A 16,374-nucleotide genomic window follows, 5' to 3' on the forward strand; every position below is an offset into this window, starting at 1 on the left:
CGTCCCAGGATGTATATCCATGGGACGAATATAAACGGTTGCAGACAATCAATCAATTCTCAAAAAAACGATCACCAATGTCCTTACGGTACCAAGCGCCTTCAAATTGTACATGGCCCACACCTTTGTAGGCGTTCTTGTTGGCGTTCATGATATTGTACCCGACTCCCACCACGGTGACGCAACGTCCGCCTGTGGTTACCAATGAACCCTCATACTCCTGCACTCCGCCAAAGAAATATCGGGGTGCGTTGTCGAAGGAATTGAGCATCAAGGCCGCAGGCAATGCACTGAGGGTTTTTCCGATACTCGGTTTTTCGGGATACCCCTCGCTGGCCACCACCAAGGCAACGGTGGACTTCGTGGAGACTTCCAGATTCAGGGAGGAAAGGGTGTCGTGTTTCATTGCATTCAGAATGTCGACGATGTCGGTGTGGATCAGGGGGACGAAGGCCTGTGCGGCCGGATCATTGAACCGAACGTGGTAATCAACGAGGATTGGGCCTTTCTTGGTGATGATGACGCTGATGGTCAGCACCCCTTTGTAGGCCATTCTCTCTGCTTTCAAGCCGAAAAGCGTGGGCTCGATGATGGTGTCGACCAAAGCTTGCCGTACTTCTTCCTGCAACGGTACCGGGCAGATGGATCCCATGCCGCCGGTAGGGGCTCCGCCTTCCTCCGCCTTCATGTAATCACTGCTGGTCGGAAGTATCAGATACCCTTTGTTGTCGAGGAATAAGGTGACGGTGATGGGCAGGCCGTTCAGATGCTCCTCAAGGATGATTGGGCTGGATGTAAGGATGGTACGGGAGAAATGCATCAAGGTCTCATAGTCGGTTGAATCGACCATGACTCGACTTGGGGCGATGGCATTGCTTTTCACAACAAAACGCTCACCCTCGTGTCGTTTCAGATATTCGGAAAGTTTCTGTTCATCGTCGAACAGGACGTGCGTCGGAGTAGGGATGTTGTGCCGGTCGGTGAACATACGGGAAAAGTTTCGGTCGCCTTCCAGCTTCAGGGCTCTGTTGGGAGCGCCGAATGTATCGATGCCGCGTTCGTTCAAATAATCGATCACCCCGGTGAACAATGGTGCTTCCGTGCCGACGAAAACATAGTCGATTCCATGGGCGCGACAGGCTTCATAGACTTGCTCGGGATCCGAAGGATCGATGGTGAGGTTCACTGCGATGGATTTTGTCCCTACATTGCCGGGAGCAACAAACAGGCCGTTGATCAAACGACTCTGAGAGAACCACCATGCAATGGCATGGTCTTTGGCTCCAGAGCCCAATACTAATACTCTCATTGCACATCCTTTCCGAACATTACTTTTATAAAAGTACCATTTTAGACCTTCATAGGTCAACAAGTTGGCTTAGGGCCTCTTCGTACTGCTCCCGGCTCAACGCTTGCACGACAGCTTGCTTGACCGTTGCCGTATTGGGGATTCCCTTCAGGTAGGAGCAGGTATGCTTGCGCATCAAGGTGCAGGCCGTTTTCTCCCCATATGTGTCGATCATCAGATCCAGATGGCGGAAAATGGCGTGCTTGCGCATGGCAATGGTGACCGGTTGTGGAACGTTTCCTGCAAGGATCGCCTTTGCCTGGGAAAAGATGAAAGGATTCCCGATAGCCCCACGGGCGAACATGACCCCGTCGATGCCGGTTTGCTCAAGCATCCGTTTGGCATCCTCGGCATGAAACAGGTCTCCGCTGCCGAATACCGGTACGCTATAGTGGTGCTCGATGCAATAGCGCTTCAACTCGGTAATCTTGGACCAATCGGCGAACGGAGCGTACCCTTGCGTTCTGGTGCGGGCGTGCAGAGTGAGAGCGCTTGCCCCGCCATCCAATGCCGCCTGGGCAAATGCAAGGAAATTCTCGTTTTGGGCATCCCATCCGGTACGGAATTTGACGGTGACCGGAATGTCGGTCAAATCGGTAAGAATCCGAACCACTTCGGTGATGAGCTTGGGATTTTTCATCATGGCCGATCCTGCCCCGGTTTTGGTGACCTTTGGGACCGGACAGCCGCAGTTGATGTCTATGACCTGCGGTTGATAGGGACGCAATTGTTCTATGGCTGCTTTCAGGGAATCGGTATTCCCCATGAACAATTGGATGGCATATTGATCCTCATTCGGGGCACGATCCATCAGGACCAAGGTCTTTTCCCCTTCCCTGGCCAACCCTTCAGCGCTGACCATCTCGGTATAGGTGAAATCCGCTCCAGCTTCGATGCAGAGGCTTCTGAAAGGTATGTCCGTATAACCGGCCAGCGGAGCGAGGAAGAGATTTCCTGCCACGCTGGTCGATCCTATTTGGACTGGATGATAAAGATTCTGTTCGTTCATACGTCCTTTGGAAGAGCGAAAGCTCTGAGGCTGTTAGCATAAAGGCTTTCGGAAAGCTCTTCAAGAGAGGTCTGACGCAACTCGGCAAGTACCTTGGCGGTTTCGATCAGGTAGTGGATTTTGTTCCGCTCACCCTTGTATGGATAGGGTGTCATGAACGGTGCTTCACTTTCAATGACGATCCTTTCCGCGGGAAGACGCATCGCCACCTCATGCAGGCTGTGGCTGTTCCTGAAGGTGAGATTTCCTGCAAAGGAGAAGGTGAGGTTCATGGACAACGCTTGTCTGGCGAACTCCCAGTCCTCACCGAAACAATGGAGGATGCCGCCCTTCGGGGGAAGTTTTTCCGCGAGGATGGGTAGAAGATCTTCTCCGGCGTTGCGATTATGAATGATGACCGGAAGGTCCAGATGCTTGGCGATCTCCAAATGTTTGAGCATCAGCTCGATCTGCAGCGTCTTGTCCCCTCCGAACATGTGGTAGTAATCCAACCCGGTCTCACCGATTGCTATGATACGTTTTTTTTGTGCATGGGAAATAATGTGTTCCTCCCAATCCTTGCCTGGATTGGTGACCTCGGTCGGTGATACTCCCACCGCATGAAAGACCGAGTCGACGCTTTCCAGGTTGGCATAGGTCCGCTCAAAGTCCGTAAGGCTGTTGCAGATGCTCACCACATGCTTGACCGACTTGACCTTGGCCAGTTGGACTGCAAGCAGTTGTTCCATCTTGTCATCCTGCAGCAACCCAATATGGGCGTGCGTATCAAACAGTTGCATACCGACTCCTTGAGAAGTATTCTCACATGTGGGGAGGTGTAGGTACACTATACCATGGCATATTTCTACCGTCAATGTTGTAAATCGAATGCTGTCAATTAGTTATATGATGAACTCAATAGTTTGACAATTTCCCTTCCGCATGATAGTTTTACAACGATACAGCCTTTTTGGGCAAAGGATTTGCATGAAGAAAGAACGATTGCACGCCCCTGACGGGCAAGGACCACGTCCGAGACCGTCCAGCGGTTATATATATCTGGTAAAAAACCCTTCTTCCAACGAGACAAGCGTCTGTGCCTGGGATTCCGTTCTCTATCCCGGGACCTCGGTTGTTGCACCCACCCGGTATGGTTTGGATTTGGGGATCATCGTGGCAAGTGCCGACTGTTTGGATAAGGAATATACTCCAGGTTGCGACCAATGCCGGGGAGCCTGTTTGCATGGTGAATGCATTCCCAAGCAGGACGAAGAGCAGGCACAGCAGGAACAGGTGGTCATTGCAGAGCCGGAAGGTGAGTATGATTTCTCCTATATCGAGGTTGAGGAAGAGGATCCATGCAATGCCTGCAAAGGCTGCAATCCGCAGCCCGAACCCCAGGAGGTTGCACTCTCGGGTGATATCATCTGGATAGACCGGCTGGCCACCCCATCTGATCTCAATCGGTATCAGGAACTCATGGCCAAGGAAGATGAGGCCATGCGCATCTGTCGGGAGAAGATTGTCTATCACAAGCTCGATATGAAGTTGGTCACCGCACATTTCCTGCTTGGGGAACCAAAGATCATCTTCTTTTTTACTGCCGATGTTCGGGTTGATTTCAGAGAACTGGTCAAGGATTTGGTTTCGGTCTTCAGAATCAGGATTGAGTTGAGACAGATCGGCGTACGCGATGAAAGTCGGGTGCTTGGAGGCTTGGCGGTTTGTGGTCGGGATTTTTGCTGCCACAGTGTTACCGATAAACTCAATCCGGTTTCAATCAAGATGGCGAAAGAGCAGAACCTATCCCTCAATTCAATGAAGATTTCCGGGCCATGCGGAAGGCTTTTGTGTTGTTTGTCCTATGAATTTGATTTTTATGTGGAGGAAAAACGCAAATATCCACCGGAGGGAAGCAAATTAAAGGTTGGCTTTGACTTGATGAAAGTGACGGAAGTCAACATACTGTCAAAACGAATTACGCTGAATGGAAGTGAAGGACGTATGGTTACGATGCCGCATACCGCAGTCTTTTTCAACGAGGATACCAGTCGTTGGGAGATTACAAAAGAGTACGCGGATGAATTTTTGTCCAACTGAAGTAAAGCATTGTATTGACCGATTTTATAGACTGTGATATGTTTTTAGACCGTCGGCCCTCTGTTGCCGACTCCATCTTTAATATATGAACTACGTATTCAAGGTAATATGTTTGGAGGTATTACGTGATTAACAGGTCTGCAGAGAAACGCGAGCGACAGAACCGCGTCCGAAGAATGAGGAACCGTGCAGCAAAGAGCACCATGCGCACCGCAATCAAGAAGTTTGACGCAGCTGTCGTTGCCGGTGACAAGGACTCTGCCGCTTCTGCATTGGCTTTGAGTCTCAAATTGTTGGATGCCACTGCAAGTAAGGGCATCATTCATCAGAACACTGCCAGTCGCAAAAAGTCCAGATTGCAAGTCCGATTCAACAAATTGAACGATCAGGCCGCTGTCCAGGCATAACGGCCGTTATGGTAGGAGAGCCGACTGATATGTCGGCCGGAGCGCATACCCAAATATTGTGTTGAAGGAGTTACCATGGCAGGACCAAAATTGACAAAAGCCGCAATCATCGAGAGTCTCCATGAAAAGCATGGACTGAATAGAGCAGATATCCACAAGATCATTGACGAATTCTTCGAGGAAGTGAAAGACGGACTGAAGAATGACCAGGTCATTGAGCTTCGAGGGTTTGGAACCTTTGAAGTACGCACCCGAAAGGGTCGGGAAAAAGCTCGCAATCCCAAGACTGGCGCCATTGTAGCCGTCGATACGCATGGAGTAGCCATCTTCCGTCCTGGTAAGGAGCTCAAGGATTACGTGTGGGATTTGCGTGATAACAAGCCGGTGAATGACTGACCTATCGCGCTACTAAAACGTAGGAGAAACTCTCTTGGTTGAATTACACGCAAGACGGAACCTCAGAACGGTTTGTTCTGAGGTTCTTGTGTTATTGGTTTCGGCATTCGTCTACTCATTGGCCTTCCCCGGTCTCGTATCGGTCAATGGGTTTGGATTCATAGCTTTCTTTGCTTTGATACCGGTTTTTGCGGTCATCAGGAACACTACATGGAAGCTGACCCCCGTCTACGGGTTCTTTTTCGGCTTCGTGTTCTATCTGTTCTTCAATTATTGGCTCAAAACCTTCCATCCGTTGGCCATCCTGATCGTTCCGATCATCAAGGGCGGGGAGATGGTGCTGTTGTTTCCCGCACTCAAGGCTGCCCAGAAGCTGTTCAAAAAGTACGGGTATCTGGTGGAAGCCGTTGTATGGGTCGCCTACTCCTATCTGAGCCAGGATTGGTTTGCCGGGTATCCCTATGGGACCCTTGGTTCGGCGATCTACCGCTATTTGCCGTTGATCCAGATTTCTGAGATCTTCGGAATCTGGGGTGTCACGTTCTTGATGGTACTCCCCCAGACGTTTCTCGCTATCTATGTCAGGGATTGGTATTCCCATACACATGAAAGTTTTGGTTCCTTTCTGCGCGCCCATATCCCGTTTCTGGTTGTCTATGCCGTCATGGTCATCGCCACTTTGGTGTTTGGTTTTGCGAGCATGGCCTATTGGAATGCGCAGCAGCCGGACAAGACATGGCGGGTTGCAACCGTGCAGCACAGTGCCGACACCTGGAAGGGCGGGTATGTGACCTACAAGAATAATTTCAACACCCTCAGGAAGCTGAGTCTTGAGGCCTTGCAGGAAAAACCGGACATCATCCTCTGGTCGGAGACTGCGTTCGTCCCTTCGGTTGCCTGGCATGAGAAATATCCTTCTGATCCCGATACCTCGGCTTTGGTGGAAGAGTTCGTCTCCTTCGGCAAGTCGCTGCCGGTCCCCTTGGTTACGGGTAATCCGGAGGGCGTCATCGACGATCCTTCAAAGCCGGCTTTGGGTGAGGATGGCTCATGGAACCGTAAGGATTACAACACCGTTATTTTCTTCGAAGGCGGGAAGATCAAAAATACCTACCGCAAACAGCATTTGGTTCCCTTCACTGAGCATTTCCCCTATAAGAAGCAGCTTCCTTGGCTGTACAACATCCTGTTGGCCAACGATTACAATTGGTGGGAAACCGGTACGGACCCAGTGGTCTTTACCACCAAGGAAGGGGTCAAGTTTTCCACTCCGATCTGTTTTGAGGATGTTTTTGGTGATTTGAATGCGGCGTTTGTCGCAAACGGAGCCGATGTCATCGTCAACATGACCAATGATGGTTGGTCGAAAGCGGTATCGGCGGAGATGCAACATCTGGGTTTGGCGGTTTTCCGATCCATTGAGAATCGCAGGACCACTGTACGCGGTACGAACAGCGGGATGACCTGCGTGGTCGACGTAACCGGAAAGATCATTGATCCGATGCAGCCTTTCAAGGTAGGTTGGCACATCTATGATGTACCTGTATACTCAGGAAAGACCTTCGGTACCACCATCTATACCCGGTACGTCAACTGGTTCGCCTATCTGAACATCTATCTGAGTGCCGTCCTGCTCATCGGAGGCACCTTGTACCAGCTGGTTCGCTTTATCACAAGGAGAAGACAAACCCAATCATGACCTATACCAGTGCTGCTCTTTTCATCATCGGGACAGAATTGACCCGTGGCGTCATTGCGGACAAGCATTGTCAGGTGCTTGCCAGCCAGCTTACCCAGCTGGGCTACCGGGTGGACCGGATGGTGCAGGTCCCTGACGACGGGACGATCGCCGATGTACTGAAGGATTGCATCGACAATTGTGATCTGGTGGTGCTCACCGGTGGGTTGGGCCCGACCAGTGATGATATGACCCGTTCCATTGTGGCCTCGCTTGCCGGTGTTCCTTTGGTGCGGGACCAGCATACCTTCGAAGCCTTGTATGCTCGCATCGGGGAGCGTATCTGGGGGGCGAATGAGCAACAGACCATGATTCCCCAAGGTTTTGAAGCCATCCCGAATCCCAACGGGACTGCAGCCGGATTCAGAGGATTCATTCCTGACGGGCAGCGGCAGATCGCCTGTGTGGCCATGCCCGGTCCTCCGAGGGAAATGGATCCCATGTTTTTCGATCAAGTATTGCCGTGGCTGGCTTCCCTGATCGGGCATGACGACTTTACCCGTAGTGAGTACTCGACGTTCCTTATTCCCGAGGCGAAGCTGGAGGAACTGTGCAAATCGGTGACGTTCAACGGCCTGCAGTGGGGAACGCGTTTCCAGGACCTGAAGATCAGCTTGTACTTGGTTGGCGGAACAGTGGATGAACGATCCCGGATGGCCTCTGATCTGAGTGCATTGGTGGGCCCCTCCTTGTTGGTGGAAGGCGATGCCATGCCCGTTGAACTGCTTACTGATCTGCTGATCAGCAGAAAGGAAACGATCAGTTGCGCCGAAAGCTGTACGTCCGGGTATGTGGCCAAATTGCTTACTGACCAAAGCGGCAGCTCCGCTTGGTTCTGGGGTGGTGCGGTGACCTATGCCAATGAGGCGAAACAAGCAATGTTGGGAGTGCAGGAAGCAACCCTTGCCATGCATGGGGCGGTCAGCGAGGCCTGTGTCCTTGAAATGGCCGAAGGGATGTTGCTTCGTTCCGGAACCGATTGGGCTGTATCGGTGAGTGGAATCGCAGGACCATCCGGGGGTACGGCGGAAAAACCGATCGGAACCGTCTGGTTCGGATTTGCCGGGAAAGGCCGCAAAAGCGAGGCGGTAGCCGTGCATCTTACCTCCTATGGACGCGAGTCAGTCCGAAGAAAAGCCAGTGTGGTTGCACTTATTCTTGCAAGTCAGTACATCAAGGGTGCCTCCTTGCTTGACACTGTGCACAAGTGGCAATATATTTAGATTACCAACCGCGGGAGCCCTACACACGTACGTTATTTTTGTTCCCGCATATGCTTACATACTGTTAAATCGTGAAGGAACCGGGCTCCTGGTGCACCTCGTTGTAGTGCAAGGTATCCTATAGGCCCCGTTTCGTTGGAGTGTATCCTATGTCTTCCGAAGAATTATTATCAACCGAAGCTGACGTGGCTGTAGCATCTGAGCAAGAAAAAGCGAAGAAACCCGTACGCCGTATTACCCGAAAAAAGAATCCCGTGGTCGCGAAAGCGTCAATGGCTGCAGGTGAAGAGTCTGTTCCTTCTGAGGAAGATAAGGAAGCTTCCGAACAAAAGAAAAGACGTGGCAGACCCAAGAAAAGCACCACAAAGCAACATGCCGATGCTGTACAAGAAGCACAACAGCCCCAGTTGGAATTTCCTGTTGAGCAACCTGCAGCAACCGCGCCGCAAGGAGAGCAGGTTCAACAGCAATCGGTGAGTGAGAAACCGGAACAGCCACCTGTTGTGCAAAAGAATACTCCGCCTGAGCAGAGGAATCAAAACCAGAATCCCAATCAATACCGCAAAGGCCAGTCTTACAACAATCGGAACAACCGCAACCAATCCGGTCGCCCGCATTCCAAGAACTCATATCAGAAAAGCCAAAGCTTCGGATCAAACCGCGGCATGCGGCAGAATCAACAGGATGAGAGCTCAAACGATCTGAATATCGAAGAGCATCCCGAAGCTCCGGTTTTGCAGCTTGAATACTATACCAACCTATCCATCGATGAGCTGCGTAAAGTAGGGGTGGAACACGGGGTGAATTCCGAAACCATCCTTGACCTGCGAAAACAGGAGATCATCGCCGAAATTCTTCGTTTACACACTGCTACCGGTGGGGTCATCGTAGGAACCGGTACGCTGGAGATCCTGCCCGATGGGTTCGGGTTCCTCCGGTCTCCGGCCAACAGTTATCTCTCCGGGACCGAGGATGTGTACGTATCTCCCGCCCAGATCAAGAGTTTGTACCTGAAGACCGGTGATGTTGTGTACGGACAGGTTCGGACTCCTCGGGAGAATGAACGGTTTTTTGCAATCCTCAAGATCCTGAAGGTCAATGGTGATGAACCGATCGTAGCGAAGATGCGTGTTCCCTTTGACAGTTTGACCCCGCTGTTTCCTGACCAACGGCTGAAGCTTGAGACGGTCGAGGAGGATATGTCGGCTCGCATCATCGATATGTTCTGTCCGATCGGCAAAGGTCAGCGGTCCTTGATCGTAGCACCACCGAGAACCGGTAAGACGGTACTGTTGCAGAAGATCGCCAATTCGATCAGTGCAAACCACCCCGAAGTCGTCCTGATGGTGCTTCTGGTTGACGAGCGGCCCGAGGAAGTCACCGATATGCGCCGACACGTAAAGGGGGAAGTCATCGCCTCCACATTTGATGAACAGGCAAGTCGGCATGTCCAGGTGGCCGAGATGGTCATTGAAAAGGCGAAACGCCTGGTGGAACACAAAAAGGATGTGGTCATCCTTTTGGACTCCATCACCCGTCTTGCCCGTGCCTACAACCAAACGGTTCCGGCCAGTGGAAAGATTCTCAGTGGTGGTGTCGACTCCAATGCCCTGCACAAACCCAAACGGTTTTTCGGTGCTGCAAGAAACATTGAACATGGGGGCAGCCTGACGATCATTGCCACCGGCTTGATCGAAACCGGGTCGCGCATGGACGAAGTCATTTTCGAGGAATTCAAGGGTACCGGCAACAATGAGATCATCCTTGATCGACGCTTGGCCGACAAGCGGCTCTTCCCGGCCATCAACATCAAGAAGAGCGGGACCCGCCGGGAAGACCTTCTGTTGCCGCCCGACGAAGCTGCGAGGATTTGGCTTACCCGTAATGCCGTCAATGATATGGATGACCAGGAGATGACTCCGTTCCTCATTGACAAAATACGGAAGACAAAGGATAATGAGGCGTTCTTGCGTTCGATAAATACCGGGATTCCTTCGAATTCCGCAGCCTATTAGAACCAGGAAAGGAATGATGAACCTTGTCTGCTGCCTACAGCCAGCAGAAGATATATCTCTGGAGGAACTATAATGAAAGACGGAATTCACCCCCGCTATGAAATTACTGAGGTTCGTTGCTCTTGCGGCAACGTAATCAAGACCAAGACCACTGCCAAGAATCTTGAAGTGGAAATCTGCTCTGCATGCCACCCCTTCTTTACCGGTACGCAGAAAATGGTTGACACCGCCGGACGCATCGAGCGCTTCAAGAAGCGGTACGGGTTGGAGAAATAAGTAGCATAGTCAAGAGCCGCCAGGATTGGCGGCTTTTTTAAGGCTTTGGCATCAGACATTACGCATCTTTTGATTGGGAGGTGAAATGCAGGATGGACAAGGTGTACAAAATAAGGTTTTTTGTTGCAATCTGCCGACAAGTATCCTAAAATTGACCCATCAAAACTAGGTTGGGGCATGGATAACGTCATCAAGCAACACATCAAAGAATACGGAGAGGCTCCTCTTGTCATTGCCCAAGTGCCGGGAACGTGCACCTTGTTGGGTAGTTACGCGGACGCCTGCAAGGGATGGTCCTTGGTCGGAACCGATTCCTCGTCGTTGTTTGTCGCCGTATCCTATCGTGATGACCAGTTGGTACGTCTGACCAACGCCACCCTCAACGACCGAAAACGGTTCTCCTTGACCAACATCAAATACCGCAAGGAAGATCGTTGGGGCAATTACCTCAAGGCGGTCATTGCCATTCTGGCCAATGAGGGGGTTTCGTTCTCCGGATTGAATATTACCGTCGAGGGAAATCTGCTGTATGGTGACAACCAGATGGTCAGCACCGCCAGTGCTTTGGGGACCTGCCTTGCCCTCAATTCCTTGTTGGACCTGAAGCTCAGCTTCACCTCTTTGATCAGAATCTCCTATCAGGCCAATACTTCCTTCAATAATGAGCAATGCAGGATCAGCGATCTTCTGACGATGCTGAACGGCAAACCGGGCAAGATTCTGTTTTTCGATCTGCAGCATGTCACCTATCAGGAGCTTGACTTCCCCTTTACCGAAGAGAATGAGGAGTATCTTGCCGTCATTATCGACAGCAAGATTTCTCCCAATGCGATGCGTGAGGAAATCAACAGCAAACGCAAGGCCATTGAACGGGCATTTCTCAAGCTGAAGGAACTGAAGAGTGGAGGGTTCCTGCGGGATTTTCCTGAAAATGAACTCAGCGCCCGCGTGGTTCCCCTTGATGAGGAAGCACGGCATAATGCAGAGTATGTCCTGATGGAATCCCATCTGGCCAATGATGCGGCTTCCTTGCTGAATGCAAAGGATGCACCTCTCTACGGAAAGCTGATGAACCGGGTGCAGGCAGGTCTGCGCGACCTGTTGGAAGTCACCTGTCCAGAGGTCGATTGGCTTACCAAACGCGCTACCGAGCTTTCCGGGTGCCTTGGTTCGGTGCAGATCGCCAACGGCTTCAGCGGCAACATCATGGTCCTCTTGAGTAAACAAGCGCTTCCAAGTTATATTAGCCGTCTGGAGGATTACGAACACATTTTCGGCTTCCATCCAAGATGGTACCCGTATGCGGGCCACGAGGCAGCCAAGGTTGTGTTTCCTGAGCATAGATGAATATACTGCTGACAAATGATGATGGATACCAGAGTGAAGGGCTGAGGATTTTGTCCGAGGCTTTGACACGTGCAGGCCACCAGATTTGGATCTGTGCTCCTGCATCCGAACGCAGCGCCAGCAGCCACTCCATGACCTTGCGCGGAGAGATCACGATCACCGAATACGCACCGCAGCGGTATCATTGCAGCGGGACTCCGGCTGACTGCATCCTCTATGCTTCGAAAGGCAGAATATTCCCCATCCAACCCGACTTGGTCATTAGTGGTATCAACCACGGTTACAATATTTCCACCGACATCCTGTATTCAGGGACGGTTGGGGCTGCTCGGGAGGCGGCCTTGACCGGGCTCCACTCCATGGCGGTCAGTTGTTCCCGAAGCAAGGACGGCAGTTTTCCTTTTGCACGGGCAGCAGCCTTCGTGGTGGACCATCTGGACGAATTCTATCCCATGACCAGCAGTGAATGCATCATCAACATCAATGTACCCGGAGAGGGAAACGGCAAATGGAAAAGCGGGGTGCTCAGTTATCTAGAGTACCATGATGCCGTGGAGACGAAGCAGGAGCAGCAAACCCATTATTTCGACACCTCCTCAGTCCGGTTCGGTACCTCCGTGGTTCTGTCGTTGAAGGGCGGCATCCCTCCCGTACAGCGTTGCGATACGCTGGATACCGATTTCCAGGCCGTCCAACAGGGATATGTGAGTGTGACCGCTCTATCCATCCTCCCTCCGGTATATGCCAAGGTGCAGAAACAGCTGGATGCATTGAGCCAGGAGGCGTGTGATGGCTGAATGTTGGGAGGATAAATGCGCCAAATGCGGGATGTGTTGCCACGAGAAAGCCGTCTACGGCCGAAACCTGGTGATCGATCTCGACTCCTGGTGCGAATTCTTTGATCCTCACACCAAGCAATGCACCGTTTATGTAGAACGATTCGTACACGCAGAACGCTGTCGAAGGCTGACGTGGTGGCGAGCCATGTTCGCTTCCTATCTGCCTGACAGCTGTGCCTATGTCCAATGGGCCAAACAGAATCACCTCCGATTTGCAAAACCCCGGTTTCTCCGGTTTATCCACAGCAAAACCTGTCCTCCTGAAGATCCAGACGACCCTCTGTACCAAGTATTCCGAGCATAATCGGTTCGTGGCTTGACCCTTGGGGCCACGTGTTACTATCGTTGTCTATGAGGATTAGTATGGAACAGCACGTTATTTATTTGGATAACAATGCGACCACTGCGATGCATGAAGATGTCATCGAAGCGGTCCATCAGGCCAATCAGCTGTACGGTAATGCATCCAGCATGCATGCGTTTGGACGGGAGGCGGCCTTGGCCGTCGAGGAAAGCCGTCAAGCAGTTGCCCGCCTGATCGATTGCGACAGTTCCGCCATTGTATTCACCAGCGGTGCCAGTGAAGCAAACAACACCGTATTCAATATGTTTCGGGAGCGCATCGATCTTGGTGCGAAGCGCAACCGTATCGTCACCACTACCATCGAGCATCCTTCGATCAATGAGACCGTCAAGTATCTGAAGAAACTTGGATATCTTGTTGATGAGTGTCCGGTGGACAAAACCGGCATGGTTGATCTTGAGGTGCTCAAGACCTACCTGAATGAAGAGGTTGCCTTGGTTTCCGTCATGACCGGCAACAATGAGATCGGAACCATCCAGCCGATCGCCGAGATCGCCAAGCTCACCCATGCGGTGGGAGCTTACTTCCATACAGATGCCACTCAGGCGATCGGGAAGATTCCTGTTTCGATGCGGACGATGGATATCGATTATCTCAGCCTTTCCGCCCATAAGTTCTATGGACCGAAAGGCATCGGGGTGCTTGCCGTCCAGAAGAAGGTCCCCTTCAGCCCGCTTGTCCATGGAGGACATCAGGAAGGAGGAAGACGGGCAGGGACGTACAATACCGCTTCAATCGTCGGATTGGGCATTGCCGCAAAAATCGCCGAACGTGATCTTTCCAGCGAGCAAGAGAAGCTGTGGCATCTGCGCGAACTTCTCCGCAAGGGTATTGAGGAACGTATTCCCAATGTCGTGGTGAACGGGAATCAGGAACATTGCCTGCCCGGGACCCTTGATGTTTCCTTCCCCCATGCAGAGGGGGAGTCCATTCTCCTGTATCTCGACATGGAAGGAATCATGGTTTCCACCGGGAGTGCATGTGCAAGCGGGTCGCTTGAGCCCAGCTATGTGCTTTTGGCCTCCGGGGTGGATATTGAGCTGGCGCACGGCTCCATCCGTTTCAGCTTCGGCAGATTCAACACTGAGGAAGATGTTGTCTATGTTCTTGAGAAATTGCCGCCTATCATCAAGCGTTTAAGGGAGATGTCCACACGATGACCAATTTTATGAGTCAATGGGTCTACACCCCGGTGGTGAAGGACCATTTTATGAATCCCAGGAATACCTGGAAGGAAGATGAACAATTTGACGCCGATGGAATCGGCGAAGTCGGGTCCCTTGCCTGTGGCGACCAGATGCAGGTCATGATCAAGGTCAAGGATGACAAGATTGCGGATTTGCGTTGGTTGACCTACGGCTGCGCCTCGGCGATTGCAAGCACCTCGATGATGAGTGAGATGGCAATCGGTATGACCTTGGATGAGGCATATCATCTTTCGCCCTCCATGATCACTGATGCATTGGGCGGCTTACCCGAGCATAAGTTCCATTGTTCGGTACTCGGAGACAAGGCGCTTCGAGCCGCTATTGACGACTATCTTGCCAAAGCGGGTCGGGAAAACCCTTTCAAGAAGCAGGTGGCGACCGTCATCTGTGAGTGCAAGCAGGTTACCGATGTTCAGATTGAGGATTTGGTGAAATCGGGTCAGGCAAAGACGCTGGAACAGCTGCAGGAGTTCACCGAATATGGTACGGTATGCGGCAAATGCAAGCAGGCGGTCAGCGATCTGTTTGACGAGTACAAGCATATTTACAACGTTTAGATACTTTTCGGACGGAAAAACAACAAAGGCGGCCTTCCAGACCGCCTTTGTTGCGTCTTGCACTTATTGCTTGAATCCCAAGAGGACCAGATGTTTGGATATATGATGATCCAAGAGCTGGTGGTAGAGTTCCTCTTCTCCGATCAGAAGGTCGAAGAATGCATCCTTGAAGAGCTTGTTGCCCTGGGCATCCACATCCTCCAACAGATATCCGTAGGTGATATGCAGAAGTTGCCGTGCATTGTCATCATCAAGATACTGGACGAGCTGGGCGTCACCTACCATGGAGAGCGGTTTCACCGCATCCAGGTCGGTGGTCACATGATAGAAATGCTTGGCATCGGCGAAATGTATGAGAGCATGCTGGTGCATCGCCCGATATAAACCGGGGTCCTTCAGCGCAACCAGTCGGACGGCTTCCAGCCAATTGGTGCCTGCCGTCTTGACGTGGAAACTGCCTTTGATGACCTTTGCGAGGATCGGGAAGATGGAAAACTTGTCACTGCCTGAATGCACGCTGAGTCGATACCCGAATTGTTTCGCGATCGCAACATGCCAGGCAAGATCTTCCTCAAACAAGTGCAGGTCCCCCTTGTAATCGATTCCTTTTTGGAATTCCCCGATGAAACGCGGTGCGAGTGTCGAAACGACCACATTCCTCCGTTTCAGTTCCAAGGCGAGGAACAAATGGCTCTTCGGATCGGTGGGTGTGTCGGTTTCATCAATGGAAATCTCAAAGTCGATCGGTTTGTCCGCACCCTTGATGAATCGTTCATAGACCAGCTGGATGAAATCGAGCGCCTTGTGATAGGTCAGTACATCACGCATCAGGCTCTTTTCATCGAGCTTAAGGGAATTGTCCCCAACGGTGAATACTTTTTCCCGATACAGCTGCTCATACAGGGTCCGAAGGCTTGCATCAAGGCCGGCATACATTGCTTCCAGTTCCCCCGCCTTCAAGGTAATCACTGAATTGTCGATCTGCTCGGATGAGTCAAGAGTGATCATCGTTGCGCCCTGCTGCAGAGCCTTGGCGATATCATCGATCTTTTTCAGATGGTCCCCATCCGCCCCATAGCCTGAGGTATACCCTTCCTGGAAGACTGCATAGGCTGCCCGGTCTATGACATCATCGAACGTCCGGTTGGTGAAATTCAGTTCCCTGATGCTCTGTTGGGCGAAGATCGGGAAAACCGAGGTTCCTCGAAGTGCCTCTATATGGCCCGGCGTTGCTTCCCCCAACCGGTCACCCAATCCGATTGAAGGTCGTCTTGTCGTATTGGCCACCGGTTGGGTGTAGGGCAGATACCTGTTGAGGACCAATCGGTTGGCATGGTTGGTCGGACAGATCTTGCATCCATCCTCTTCCTCTCCTTCCAACTCATCGAATACCGGTCCGCCGCCCACGGCAACCAGATGGCGGGTTCGTCCATGCCGGACCAAAGCCAGGGTGCATTCTCCCAGATTGGTGACCGACCGTTCGTAGAGGTGGACCGCACCACCAAAACGTTTGTTCAGATTCTGTGTATCTATGGTTTGTTTCTCATATACTTCCATGGAATGTTCTC

The 16,374-nt window shown here is 51.7% G+C and carries 16 protein-coding genes; 12 read left to right on the plus strand and 4 right to left on the minus strand.

Going from position 1 to position 16,374, the window contains the following annotated elements:
• Positions 1-52: 52 nt before the first annotated feature.
• From purD to AB7C91_RS02920, 3 genes are read right to left on the minus strand one after another with little or no spacing between them, the layout of a single operon-like run.
• Positions 53-1,309: a phosphoribosylamine--glycine ligase gene (purD, locus tag AB7C91_RS02910; RefSeq protein WP_332447657.1), complete on the minus strand. Its 1,257-nt coding sequence runs from the start codon at positions 1,307-1,309 to the stop codon at positions 53-55.
• A gap of 49 nt (positions 1,310-1,358) precedes the next feature.
• Complete coding sequence (gene dusB, locus AB7C91_RS02915; protein WP_332447658.1) at positions 1,359-2,357, minus strand: tRNA dihydrouridine synthase DusB; 999 nt, start codon at positions 2,355-2,357, stop codon at positions 1,359-1,361.
• Complete coding sequence (locus tag AB7C91_RS02920) at positions 2,354-3,136, minus strand: TatD family hydrolase (protein ID WP_428589115.1); 783 nt, start codon at positions 3,134-3,136, stop codon at positions 2,354-2,356. The genes dusB and AB7C91_RS02920 overlap by 4 nt, the downstream gene beginning before the upstream one ends.
• 187 nt (positions 3,137-3,323) lie before the next feature.
• On the opposite strand from AB7C91_RS02920, the gene AB7C91_RS02925 reads away from it, so the two are divergent.
• The 12 genes from AB7C91_RS02925 to AB7C91_RS02980 all read left to right on the plus strand — a co-directional run bounded on the left by AB7C91_RS02925 (position 3,324) and on the right by AB7C91_RS02980 (position 14,806).
• Entirely contained in the window at positions 3,324-4,436 is a 1,113-nt protein-coding gene (locus tag AB7C91_RS02925; RefSeq protein WP_332447660.1) for a regulatory iron-sulfur-containing complex subunit RicT, read from the plus strand.
• A 125-nt stretch (positions 4,437-4,561) separates the two neighbouring features.
• On the plus strand, positions 4,562-4,843 hold the full coding sequence (rpsT, locus tag AB7C91_RS02930; RefSeq protein WP_332447661.1) for a 30S ribosomal protein S20: 282 nt from the start codon (positions 4,562-4,564) through the stop codon (positions 4,841-4,843).
• Positions 4,844-4,918: 75 nt separating this feature from the next.
• Complete coding sequence (locus tag AB7C91_RS02935; protein WP_332447662.1) at positions 4,919-5,239, plus strand: HU family DNA-binding protein; 321 nt, start codon at positions 4,919-4,921, stop codon at positions 5,237-5,239.
• A 34-nt stretch (positions 5,240-5,273) separates the two neighbouring features.
• On the plus strand, positions 5,274-6,938 hold the full coding sequence (gene lnt, locus AB7C91_RS02940; protein WP_332447663.1) for an apolipoprotein N-acyltransferase: 1,665 nt from the start codon (positions 5,274-5,276) through the stop codon (positions 6,936-6,938).
• Entirely contained in the window at positions 6,935-8,200 is a 1,266-nt protein-coding gene (locus AB7C91_RS02945; RefSeq protein ID WP_332447664.1) for a nicotinamide-nucleotide amidohydrolase family protein, read from the plus strand. The genes lnt and AB7C91_RS02945 overlap by 4 nt, the downstream gene beginning before the upstream one ends.
• Before the next feature lie 149 nt (positions 8,201-8,349).
• Positions 8,350-10,215, plus strand: a complete 1,866-nt coding sequence (rho, locus tag AB7C91_RS02950) for a transcription termination factor Rho (protein ID WP_332447665.1) — start codon at positions 8,350-8,352, stop codon at positions 10,213-10,215.
• A gap of 72 nt (positions 10,216-10,287) precedes the next feature.
• On the plus strand, positions 10,288-10,491 hold the full coding sequence (gene rpmE, locus AB7C91_RS02955) for a 50S ribosomal protein L31 (RefSeq protein WP_332447666.1): 204 nt from the start codon (positions 10,288-10,290) through the stop codon (positions 10,489-10,491).
• Between the two features lie 177 nt (positions 10,492-10,668).
• Positions 10,669-11,838 carry a galactokinase gene (locus AB7C91_RS02960; RefSeq protein ID WP_332447667.1) on the plus strand — a complete coding sequence of 390 codons (1,170 nt, stop codon included), beginning with the start codon at positions 10,669-10,671 and terminating at the stop codon, positions 11,836-11,838.
• A complete protein-coding gene (gene surE / locus AB7C91_RS02965) occupies positions 11,835-12,635 on the plus strand; it encodes a 5'/3'-nucleotidase SurE (RefSeq protein ID WP_332447668.1) in 801 nt (266 codons plus the stop codon). The genes AB7C91_RS02960 and surE overlap by 4 nt, the downstream gene beginning before the upstream one ends.
• Complete coding sequence (locus AB7C91_RS02970) at positions 12,628-12,981, plus strand: hypothetical protein (RefSeq protein WP_332447669.1); 354 nt, start codon at positions 12,628-12,630, stop codon at positions 12,979-12,981. The genes surE and AB7C91_RS02970 overlap by 8 nt, the downstream gene beginning before the upstream one ends.
• Before the next feature lie 59 nt (positions 12,982-13,040).
• Positions 13,041-14,201 carry a cysteine desulfurase family protein gene (locus tag AB7C91_RS02975; RefSeq protein ID WP_332447670.1) on the plus strand — a complete coding sequence of 387 codons (1,161 nt, stop codon included), beginning with the start codon at positions 13,041-13,043 and terminating at the stop codon, positions 14,199-14,201.
• Positions 14,198-14,806 carry an iron-sulfur cluster assembly scaffold protein gene (locus tag AB7C91_RS02980; protein ID WP_332447671.1) on the plus strand — a complete coding sequence of 203 codons (609 nt, stop codon included), beginning with the start codon at positions 14,198-14,200 and terminating at the stop codon, positions 14,804-14,806. The genes AB7C91_RS02975 and AB7C91_RS02980 overlap by 4 nt, the downstream gene beginning before the upstream one ends.
• A 63-nt stretch (positions 14,807-14,869) precedes the next feature.
• Here AB7C91_RS02980 and AB7C91_RS02985 read toward each other — a convergent pair whose 3' ends face one another.
• Positions 14,870-16,363, minus strand: a complete 1,494-nt coding sequence (locus tag AB7C91_RS02985; protein WP_332447672.1) for a tagaturonate epimerase family protein — start codon at positions 16,361-16,363, stop codon at positions 14,870-14,872.
• Between the last annotated feature and the right edge of the window lie 11 nt (positions 16,364-16,374).

The organism is Sphaerochaeta sp. (assembly GCF_050256055.1).
GTDB lineage: Bacteria > Spirochaetota > Spirochaetia > Sphaerochaetales > Sphaerochaetaceae > Sphaerochaeta.